Source organism: Stenotrophomonas sp. GbtcB23, from assembly GCF_019091045.1.
Taxonomy (GTDB): domain Bacteria; phylum Pseudomonadota; class Gammaproteobacteria; order Xanthomonadales; family Xanthomonadaceae; genus Stenotrophomonas; species Stenotrophomonas rhizophila_A.
Genome location: NZ_JAGXKC010000067.1, coordinates 1 through 10,036 on the forward strand (window position 1 = coordinate 1; position 10,036 = coordinate 10,036).

Here is a 10,036-nt window from a genome sequence, read left to right on the forward strand (position 1 = left end):
CCAGCCGCCTGGATGCGGTGGAGGCCAATGTGCTGCGCGACCTCAAGGCGCCGCTATTGGTCGTGCACGGCGAACGCGACGGGTCGGTGCCGGTGGCGTCCGCACGGAAGTTGGCCGAGCTCATGCAGGGCTCGGGCGTGGTGTTCCGTTACCGGGAAATTCCGGGCATGCGGCACAGCCTGTGGGGAACGGCGACCCCGCAGGAGAGCGAGGCACTGCACCAAGAGGTGCTTGAGTGGTTGACGGCGCAGGAAGATGACTCGGAACGCTAACGGTCCTTGCCACGCGGCCGGAAGGGCACCGGCCGCAGGCCTTCTCTAGAGGGCGCCGCGTCAGCGGCGCAGGGCATCGATGATCACGCCAGTGGCGATCTCAACGAGCAGGTACTCGGTGTCGGACTGCCGCACCCAGCGATGGCCGCGGCCAGGTTCGCGCAGATCGTAACGCGAGTAGTCGTCAACCCAGTAACGGCGGTCCACCTCCGACCAGCTGAGCCGGTCGCCGCGGTGCCAGGCCTTCTTCTGCCATCCCGGCGGCGGTGCGTGGCGCTTGTCCGGGCCGCCGGCATGCGGGGGCGGGCCGTTGCCGCGTGCATGGTGGGGCGGATCGGCCCAGGCAGGGGCTGCGGCCAAGGCGGCAACGGTAAGTGTGGCAATGCCAATCAGACGTGCGGCTTTCATATCAACCTCCCATTCCAGCCGCAGCGAGCGGCGGCGTGGTCCGGAATATAGAGCAGGTTCTGTGAAGAAAGCCGTGGGAATGTCGAGGGCTTATGGGCGGCTGAGCAGCAGCCGCGCCTGGGATTGCCAGCCACCAATGAACAGGTCAGGCTTGCCATCGCCATCCAGGTCGCCGCGCGCCATGCTCCAGCTGCGGCCCACAGTGGCGGCTGGAATCACCGAGGCCGTGACGTCGCTGAAGTTGCCCTTCCCATCGTTCTGCCACGCACGTACCTGCAGCGGCACGAAACCGGGCACGTCGATGGCGCTGACCACCAGGTCGGGATGACCATCGTGGTTGAAGTCCACCACGGTGCCGCCCCAGCTTGAGAAGCGGTGGGTGGGCAGGCGGGTACGGGTTTCATCCTTGAAGCGCGCGTTGCCCTGGTTGATCAGCAACCGCGTCTGCGGGTCCTTGTCCCAGTCCCGGTTGTTGCTGGTGAGGTTGAAGAACACCAGGTCCAGCCGGCCATCGCCGTTGGCATCCAGGGCATGCACTTCGCGGGTCTCCGTGGCTACCTGTTTGCCCAGCCGGTCGGTGGCATCGGTGAAGCGCCCGCCGCCATCGTTCAACAGCAGCCGGTTGATCGGATCCTGGCTGGCAATGGCCATGTCCAGGTCGCCATCGCCATCCAGATCGGCCAGCACGATGCCCTGCGCCTGCACGTCGATGGCCGGCAGGTGGGAGGTGCTGGCATCGATGAACCACCCGGGGCGTGCGCGGTCATTGAGCCACAGGAAGGGCTGCGCCACGCCCTCCTTTCCCTCGGTGGTGTTGCCCACCACGATGTCCGGCAGGCCGTCGCCGTTCACATCGCCGACCGCCAGTGCGTTGGCCTGACTGGTCGCGGGCAGGCGTTCGCTTACCCGGGTGAACCCACCCTTGCCGTCGCCGAGGAACAGGTTGTGCTGCTCGGTATCTTCGGCCACGAACACCACATCCAGGTGGCCGTCGCCATTGAAGTCGGCCACGCGCACATGTTCGTTGTCGCCCGCGATGGAACCGAACGCACCGGGCGTTTGGCTGAGCTTGCCGGCGCCATCGTTGAGGTACAGCCGGTTGGCACCGTTCTCCACCGCCACCGCGACATCCAGGTCGCCGTCACCGTCGGCATCCAGCAGCGCCGCATCCAAGGCGTGCAGCTCGGCATCCGCAGGAACGTGGGTAGCGGTGACGTCGGTGAACAGCGTAGTGGCCGGTGGCGTTGGCGCCGCACAGGCGGTGATCGAGGCGCAGGACAGGGCCGTGAACAGCAGGGATGACGGGGTGGGTCGGCGCATGCTGTTCGTTCTCCAGTTCATTCAACGAGGGCCAGTTGCCGCTTGAAGCCTGGCCATAGTGCAAGCTTGTGAGTGACGTTGGTGATGGTCCGGCGCGGGTCGGTGGGGTGTGGCCGGGAAGATGTGCTGCTTCGGCCCTGGCGCCACAGCCCGAACATCACGATCTCCGCGCCCACCGGGAAGGACTTCAGCCAGGCGGCGTCGGCATGCCCGACGCTGACTTCGTAGAAATCACGGCGATCTGCCACGCCTGTGTGCTGGTACTTCGGCGCGCAGTTGAGGAACAGCGAATCCGGCTGCGGCGAGCGGTGCGACCTGACCGTGCCGACCAGCGCCATCGGCAGGTCGGTAGTCCCGGTGCCAATACGCTCCCAGGCTTGGTCGTAGCGTTCCTGGTCGTAGAAGAAATTTTCCCAGTCCACGCGTTTCTTGCCCAGGCGCAGGGTGATCTGCGAGACCACGAGGTCATCGCTCTCACACATCGCGCGCAGCACCAGCAGGTCGGCAAGGGTGCCCAGATAGCCGTCGAGGGTGCGCTGATCGATGCCGCCGCGCTTGAGCGCCTGCTGCAGCAACAGCAGGCGCAGCTCGTGCCGGCCATCGTCCAGCGCAGGCAGGAACTCAGGATCCGAACCAGCGGACAGAATGGCCTGCAAGCGGCCGGGGGCGTTGTACCGGCAGCCCGGCTGGTGCTCGGCGCCCTTGGCCAGGGCGATATAGGAAGGGTCCGCCGCCACAAACCTGACCGGGGCGCCGCACCCTTCGCTGTCGCAAAGCAGGGTGGGCAGGGACTGCTGCGTATCGTGGCGCTTCTGCAGGCCCTCGATGCGATGCAGGGTGCCGTGCGTTCCCACGGCCCTGCGCATCTTCATGTCACCGCTCATCTTCGCGTTCAGCCCGGATAGGCCGGGAAGCGCTCATCGGGGTGGTGCTTCTTCCACTCGGTATGGGCCACGGTGCCCTCCCAGGCGAGGAAGGTGTTCGGCACGCGCCCACGACCGGACCAGGTTTCCTGGGTATGCGGCAGCCAGTAACGCGGCGGCAGTTCCTTGCGTTCTGCCTTGGCGGGTTTGGCCCGCTTGGCCGGGTTGGCGGCTCCCTCGCTGCCCAGCAGGGCGCGCAGCCGGCGCTGCTGTTCCGGGCTGAAATCGTCGAAGCTGGTGGTCAGCAGCAGGGTGACGCGCTCATACGCCTCCTTGGTAGCTGCCCGCAGCACTGCGTGCGGGGAGAGGGAAGCAGACGGCTTGCGGGGCATGAGAGTCCAGGAAAGATGGGCTGAAGGCGGTCACGATAACAAATGACCGTGTGATCATTTCCCGGATTCTGCGTCAGACAACCCGCGGGGGAGGCACGGATTACTCTTTCGAGGCATGCGCGGCAGCGCCGATGGGTCCCCAATGGGGTCAGCCAGATCGACGCTGGAGGCGCCCCGGTGCAGCTGTTGTACGCAACCTTTCCCGACCGCATGCCCGGCGTGGGCCTGCTGTTGTTTCGCCTGGTGCTGTCGTTGATGCTGGTAGGCCCGTGGGGCCTGCGCGGGGCGCTGCCCCCTCCCGACCTGATCGCGTGGGCGTGGCTCGCCGCCGCCCTGATCGCGTTCGGCGGACTGCTTCCGTTGGGGATAGGAGTGGCGCTGGTCCTGGCCGGGGTGGATGCCGCGCTGGACGGCTGGCCGTTGGCCGGACTGCTGCTGGCGCTGCTGTTGCTGGGTCCGGGCGCGTATTCGGTGGATGCGGTGCTGTTCGGTCGACGGGTACTGGAGCGGCCGGCGTCGCGGCGCGGCAGCGACGACCACACGGGCACTCACCCGAAAGAGTAGTCGTGCGCCCAACCAATCGGGGCTTGGGCAGGGCGCGCTGCAGGCACAGCATGCACGGGTGGATTTCGCGAGGTCCGAGCCAATGCATGCCAACCATCCGGCATCTGCCGTGGAACCCGTGCCGGGCGCACCTTCGCGCGCGGTGGGGCGGGCGGTCGACTACATCGAGGCCAACCTGTCCGAACCCCTGCAGCTGAGCGCCATTGCCGGGGCGGCGTGCATGAGCCGTTTCCACTTTGCCCGTACGTTCCGCGAGCAGACCGGGCTGAGCCCGATGGAATACCTGCGCATGCGGCGCATCGAGCGCGCCCGGCACCTGCTGCGTACCGAGGGGCAGCGCGTCTGCCAGGTTGCCAGCGCGCTGGGTTTCTACGACCAGAGCCACTTCGTGCGCTGGTTCCGCCGCAGCCTGGGCTGCACGCCCACGGCCTACGTGCGCGCTGCCGTCCCGTCGGGGTGCCAGCCGTGCGACGGTGCGCCTTGCCGGTAGTTGTTTTTGTATGATGGCCCCGACGCGCAGGGGCTGACCATGACGATCACATTCCGGGCCATCGCCTGCGCGCGCCTGCTGCTGCTGGGCGGCCATGCTGCGGCGTTGGACCCGGCGCGGGCGGTGGGGCAGTTCCACCACACCGCGTGGACGGTCAACCAGGGCGCACCGGGGCAGGTGACCGCGCTGGCGCAGACGGCGGATGGCTATCTCTGGCTGGGCACCGAAATCGGCCTATACCGTTTCGATGGCGTGCGTTTCACGCGCTTCGTGCCGCCCGGCGATGACGCCTTTCCCGCGACCAGTGTGTCGACCCTGTACGCCGCACATGATGGCGGGTTGTGGGTGGGCTTCCGCTATGGCGGGGTGAGCCGGGTAGAGCGCACGGGTGTGCGCCACTACGGTTCAGCGGCGGGGCTGCCGACCAGCACCGTGTTCCGTTTCGCCGAAGACGGCGAGGGCCGCTTATGGGCCGCCACCTTCACCGGCCCGCTCTTCCTGCAGGGCCAGCGCTGGGTGCGGCCCACGCAGGCGATGGGCTACCCGGGACGACAGGCGCGTACGTTGTTCACCGATCGCGAGGGCACGCTGTGGATCGCCACCGAGGCCGGCATGGTGGTGTTGCGGCGCGGGGCAAGCGCATTCGAACGGGTGCCGGCGCGCGTGGGCCGGGTAAGCCAGATCGCCCAGGCGCCGGACGGAGCCATCTGGGTGGCCGAAGCGGACGCCGGTGTGCGCCCGCTGTCCGGCCAGGGCGATGCCGTGGAATCGGCCGGGCTGCTGTTCGACCGCGACGGTGTGCTCTGGGCGACCACGCTGGGGACCGGGCTGGTTCGCCGCTCACCGCAACGCAACCGGGCGGAGGTGGAACGCTTCCGCCGGGTGGACGGGCTCAGCTCCGATTACGCGCAGCCGTTGCTGGAGGATCGCGAGGGCAATGTGTGGGTGGGCGGCAGTCGCGGGCTGGATCGCTTCCGCCATGCCAACCTGGTGCAGGTGCCGATGCCCGAAGGTGCGCAGGAGTTTGCCATGGTCGCGGACGGCAACGCGCTGCTGGTGGGCACCCGCAACCACCCGTTGCAGCGCGTGGACATGGCCACACGCCAGACGCTGGCGCTGCCGGCGGGAATCACCGCCATGCACCGCGATGCCGCCGGCACCACGTGGTTGGCCGGGCCGGACGGGGTGTGGCGCCGTGACGGCGAGCGGTTCTCGAAGGTATCCGGGCTGCCGGTGGCGGCGCGCTCGGGTGTGCAGGCCATCGCGACCACCCCGGACGGCGCGCTGTGGGTGTCCTTGAACACGCCGGGTGTGTACCGGTTCAAAGACGGGCAGTGGGCACACTTCCAGGACAGGCCTGGATTGCCCACGGGTGGTTCGCCGCTGGTGATGCAGACCGATGCCAGCGGGCGGCTATGGCTGGGCTTTGCCCGTAACGCGGTGGCAGTGCTCGACCACGGAGTTTTCTCCACGCCATGGACGGGCGAACCGCTGGACGTGGGCAACGTCACGGCGTTGTTCGAGGACGCGCAGGGCATGTGGATGGGCGGCGAGCGCGGCTTGGCGCGGGTGGCCGAAGGCCGGTTGCACAATGTGCTGCCGGCGGTGCGCGAAGACCTGCGTGGCATCAGCGGCATCGTGGCCGATGCTGCAGGCGGCCTGTGGTTCAACGGTGCACGTGGCGTGGTGCACGTGCGCGCCGGCGACATCGCCGGCCTGTTCAACGCGCAGGGCACCCCGCGTTACGAGCGCTTCGACGCGCTGGATGCGTTGCCCGGCATCGCCGCCCAGTTCCGGCCACTGCCCACCGCTGCGCGGACCCAGGATGGGCGGCTGTGGTTTTCCACGACCAGCGGCCTGGTGTCGATGGATCCGGCGCAGATCGTGCGCAACCCCGTAGCACCGCCGGTGGAGATCCTGTCGGTGGCGGTGGATGGGGCCGACGTGCCGATCAATGCAGGCGCCGTGGAGCTGCCGGCAGGAACGAAGAACCTGCGCATCCGCTTCACCGCACTGAGTCTTTCAATTCCCGAGCGGGTCCGCTTCCGTTATCAGCTGGAGGGCTTCGATCCGCAATGGTTCGAGGCCTCGACTGCGCGCTCGGCGTTCTACAACGCGCCTGCCTCGGGGCAGTATGTGTTCCGGGTAGCGGCCAGCAACAACGATGGGGTCTGGAACGAGCAGGGCGCCCGCCTGGTGGTCAACGTCGCACCGCATTACTGGGAAACCGCCTGGTTCCGCGTGCTGTGCGTGATCGCGGGTGCGGCCCTGCTGTGGCTGCTGTACCTGGGCCGGCTGCGGCAGCTGGCGGCCCGCATCCGTACACGCCTGGATGAGCGTCACCGCGAGCGCGAGCGGATCGCACGCGAGCTGCACGACACCCTGCTGCAGAGCACGCAGGGACTGATCCTGCGGTTGCATGCGTCCAGCCGCAAGCTGCCGCCCACCGACCCGGTCCGCGCCGAGCTGGAAGCGGCGATGACCATGGCCGAGCAGGTGGCGGCCGATGGCCGTGAGCGCGTGCGCGGCCTGCGTGGCGATGTGGAACGTGCGCGCGATCTTGGCGCTGCGCTGATGGGCGTGGCGGAGGAGGCGCATGGCCTTGAGACCCCGGCCGTTCGCCTGGTGGTGGAAGGCACGCCGCGCGCCATGCAGACCTGCGCGGCCGAAGAGGCGTACATGATCGGCCGCGAAGCCCTGCTCAATGCATTCCGTCATTCGCGCGCCGCGCAGGTGCAGATCCTGGTCAGCTATGGGCGCCAGGGTTTCCACCTGCGCATCAGCGACGACGGGATCGGGTTACCCCAGGGGGCAGAGGCCATGACAGGGCACTGGGGCCTGGAAGGCATGCGCGAGCGCGCTGCGCGCGCCGGTGGCACCTTGACGATCCTGAGCGGACGCTCCGGGCGCGGAACGGAGATCGACCTGCAGATACCGGCGTCCTTCGCGTGGGAGCCCCGGCGCCGGTAGTCCCGGCATCGGCATGAAGAGCAACGGCGTACAAGCGTGAACCTGCCGGTATCTGGCTCCATGTGAGGTGCCGCCCCTGCGCAGGATTCACCGATGGCCCCCAACGTGTTGGAAACGCTGATGCTCACCCGCCGCCAGGCACTCCAGGCCGGTGCCTCGGCGCTGGCCGTCATGGCGCTGCCGGGTTTTGCGATGGCGCGCACCCCTTCCCCCGCTCCGGAGAACACTTTCATGTCCGAGAATTTCGTCACCACCAAAGACGGCGTCCGCATCTTCTACAAGGACTGGGGCCCGCGCGATGCGCAGCCCATCGTCTTCCACCACGGTTGGCCGCTGTCGTCGGACGACTGGGACACCCAGATGCTGTACTTCCTGCAGAAGGGCTACCGCGTGATCGCCCATGACCGCCGTGGCCACGGCCGCTCGGCACAGGTCAGCGACGGGCATGACATGGACCACTACGCAGCCGATGCCTCCGCCGTGTTCGAGCACCTGGACCTGCGCAATGCCGTGCATATCGGCCATTCCACCGGGGGTGGCGAAGTGGCGCGCTACGTGGCCAGGCATGGCCAGCCGCAGGGGCGCGTTGCCAAGGCGGTGCTGGTCAGCGCCGTGCCGCCGCTGATGCTGAAGACGGCGGCCAATCCCGGTGGCCTGCCGATCGAAGTGTTCGACGGCATCCGTGCCGGTGTTGCGGCCAACCGTGCGCAGCTGTTCGTGGATTTCCCGACCGGCCCGTTCTACGGCTTCAACCGTCCCGGTGCGACCATCTCACAGGGTGTGATCCAGAATTGGTGGCGCCAGGGCATGATGGGCAGCGCCAAGGCCCACTACGAAGGCATCAAGGCCTTCTCCGAAACCGACCAGACCGAAGACCTGAAGGCGATCACCGTGCCGACGCTGGTCATGCACGGCGACGACGACCAGGTGGTGCCGATCGCGGACGCAGCGCTGCTGTCGGTGAAGCTGGTGAAGAACGGCACCCTGAAGGTCTACAAGGGCTACCCGCACGGCATGCTGACCACGCACGCCGACGTGATCAATCCGGACCTGCTGGCCTTCATCAAATCCTGATCAGGCGCTGCCACCCGGCATCCGGAACGTAAACGCTGTACCGGTGGCCTCATCCGAGGCCACCACCAGGGTGCCCCCATGCGACCGCGCAATCTCCACGGCGATGTAGAGCCCCAGCCCCAGGCCGGGCCGCGGCAGCTCCGCCTGCTCGCGCGAGAACGGCCTGAAAATGGTCGCCAGTCGCTCGGCGGGAATATGCCCGCCGTTGCGCACGGTCAATAGCAGTCCGCTTGAAGCGGCCTGCACCTCCAGCGCGATCGGCGCAGTGGCATCGCCATGCTGCACGGCATTGGTCAGCAGGTTGGCCAGCAATTGGCCCAGCCGGTTCGGATCACACACCACCGCGCCATCGATCTCCATCCGCACCGCGATATCCGAGCGCCCGGTAGCGTTCGCCACCTCGTCCACCACGTGCTGCAGATCGGCCGCCAAGCCGTCGGCGCTGCGCAATGCCACGGGAATGCCGCCACCCAGGCGGCCACGGGCGAAGTCGAGCACATCGCTCACCAGCCCCTCCATGCGATTCACGCTGGAGGTGATGTGGTCGAACATGCGCTGCTGGTAATCCGTATGCGGCGCAGCTTCGAGTGCTTCGGTCACGAAGCTGATCGACTGCAGCGGATTGCGAAGATCGTGGCCCAGCACTGCGATGAACTGGTCGCGCAGCTCAGCCACCTGCTGCGCATCGGACAGCGCCACTGCCGCCTGTTCAAGGCGTTCTTCGGTATCGAGGTAATTGCCGACCAGCTCGGCCAACAGTTCCATCGAGCGCTGGATATGCAGCTCATCGAACGTGGCCGGCGCCGAATCGATCGCACACAGGGTGCCGAAGAAGCTGCCATCCGGACGATGGATCGGTACCGAGGCGTAGCTCTCCAGCCCATAGATGCGCGGGGTGTGGTGGGTGGAGTAGACCGGGTGCAGGCTCGCATGGGCGAACACCACCGGCTTGGGCGACTGCCGGATCTCATCGCAGATGGTGGTCTCCAGCACCAGCTGGCCGCCCGCCACCAGGCCGAAGCCCAGGGTGTCGTGGGTGGCGCACGCGGTCCAGGTGGTATCGGTCACCCGGGCAATGGCCGTGAACCGGCAGCCGGTGATGTGGGCGACCGTCTCGAGGATGCGCGGCACGGCCGCAATGCGGCCGATCTCGGCGATATCGCGGAGCAGGGCGGGATCGGACAGTTGGCGCATGGGGTTCAAGCAGGTCTTCAGGCCAGTAATGGTCACACGAATCGTGCCTTGTTGGGATCCATCCAAAGCCGCACACCGCGCGATCAGGGGAGATGCTTAACGGTTCAGTCGCCGTAGGATTGGTGCAGAATGGCCTGCGCCCAGCCCATGGAGGAACGATGTTCAAGCGTTTGATGCAGAGCCTGACCGGCAAGCCCGCCAGCGCCAAACCACCGCTAGCCGTGTCCCAGCCTGCAGCGCCTCCGGCGGAGGCAGCGCAAGCCCAGCTCATCACCGTGTACGACGCCCACGGCCGGGAACTGCAGGTCACCCGGGCCGACTGGCGCGACAACATGCTGTTGCCCCAGATCAAGGCGATGTGGGACCAGCCCAACGAGCTTTACCAACTCATCCTCAATGCGCTGGACGACGGGTTCGCCGACATCGGCTCGCACTGGTGCGACCTGGTGGAATGGGTCAGCGGCGAGCGCTTCGCCGACGTCAGCGCGG

General features: G+C 67.5%; 10 protein-coding genes and 1 pseudogene. 6 read left to right on the top strand and 5 right to left on the bottom strand.

What is annotated here, in order from left to right; genetic code table 11:
• The coding region (locus KVS69_RS17135) for a prolyl oligopeptidase family serine peptidase (protein ID WP_217539119.1) at nucleotides 1-272 on the top strand (272 nt) is incomplete at its 5' end.
• Nucleotides 273-332: 60 nt separating this feature from the next.
• Here KVS69_RS17135 and KVS69_RS17140 read toward each other — a convergent pair.
• From KVS69_RS17140 to KVS69_RS17155, 4 genes are all read right to left on the bottom strand, one after another.
• Complete coding sequence (locus KVS69_RS17140) at nucleotides 333-680, bottom strand: RcnB family protein (protein ID WP_217539122.1); 348 nt, start codon at nucleotides 678-680, stop codon at nucleotides 333-335.
• 90 nt (nucleotides 681-770) lie between these two features.
• Nucleotides 771-2,000 carry a VCBS repeat-containing protein gene (locus KVS69_RS17145; protein WP_217539123.1) on the bottom strand — a complete coding sequence of 410 codons (1,230 nt, stop codon included), beginning with the start codon at nucleotides 1,998-2,000 and terminating at the stop codon, nucleotides 771-773.
• A gap of 17 nt (nucleotides 2,001-2,017) precedes the next feature.
• Nucleotides 2,018-2,884, bottom strand: coding sequence for a hypothetical protein (locus KVS69_RS17150; RefSeq protein WP_217539125.1), 867 nt, complete (start codon nucleotides 2,882-2,884; stop codon nucleotides 2,018-2,020).
• 8 nt (nucleotides 2,885-2,892) lie between these two features.
• Nucleotides 2,893-3,255 (bottom strand): H-NS family nucleoid-associated regulatory protein, encoded by a 363-nt coding sequence (locus KVS69_RS17155; protein ID WP_095363704.1) that lies wholly within the window; start codon nucleotides 3,253-3,255, stop codon nucleotides 2,893-2,895.
• A 177-nt stretch (nucleotides 3,256-3,432) separates the two neighbouring features.
• Between KVS69_RS17155 and KVS69_RS17160 the strand changes: the two genes are divergently transcribed.
• The 4 genes from KVS69_RS17160 (at nucleotide 3,433) to KVS69_RS17175 (ending at nucleotide 8,353) form a co-directional block, all read left to right on the top strand.
• Nucleotides 3,433-3,819, top strand: a complete 387-nt coding sequence (locus KVS69_RS17160; protein ID WP_210131861.1) for a hypothetical protein — start codon at nucleotides 3,433-3,435, stop codon at nucleotides 3,817-3,819.
• A 109-nt stretch (nucleotides 3,820-3,928) separates the two neighbouring features.
• Nucleotides 3,929-4,309: an AraC family transcriptional regulator gene (locus tag KVS69_RS17165; protein ID WP_237334321.1), complete on the top strand. Its 381-nt coding sequence runs from the start codon at nucleotides 3,929-3,931 to the stop codon at nucleotides 4,307-4,309.
• A gap of 39 nt (nucleotides 4,310-4,348) precedes the next feature.
• Entirely contained in the window at nucleotides 4,349-7,279 is a 2,931-nt protein-coding gene (locus tag KVS69_RS17170; protein ID WP_217539127.1) for a sensor histidine kinase, read from the top strand.
• A 231-nt stretch (nucleotides 7,280-7,510) separates the two neighbouring features.
• Nucleotides 7,511-8,353, top strand: coding sequence for an alpha/beta hydrolase (locus KVS69_RS17175; RefSeq protein ID WP_237334343.1), 843 nt, complete (start codon nucleotides 7,511-7,513; stop codon nucleotides 8,351-8,353).
• On the opposite strand, the gene KVS69_RS17180 is transcribed toward KVS69_RS17175, so the two are convergent.
• Nucleotides 8,354-9,547 carry a GAF domain-containing sensor histidine kinase gene (locus KVS69_RS17180; RefSeq protein WP_217539128.1) on the bottom strand — a complete coding sequence of 398 codons (1,194 nt, stop codon included), beginning with the start codon at nucleotides 9,545-9,547 and terminating at the stop codon, nucleotides 8,354-8,356.
• 158 nt (nucleotides 9,548-9,705) lie between these two features.
• Here KVS69_RS17180 and KVS69_RS17185 point away from each other — a divergent pair.
• Nucleotides 9,706-10,036: pseudogene (locus KVS69_RS17185) on the top strand (hypothetical protein); the annotation flags it as partial.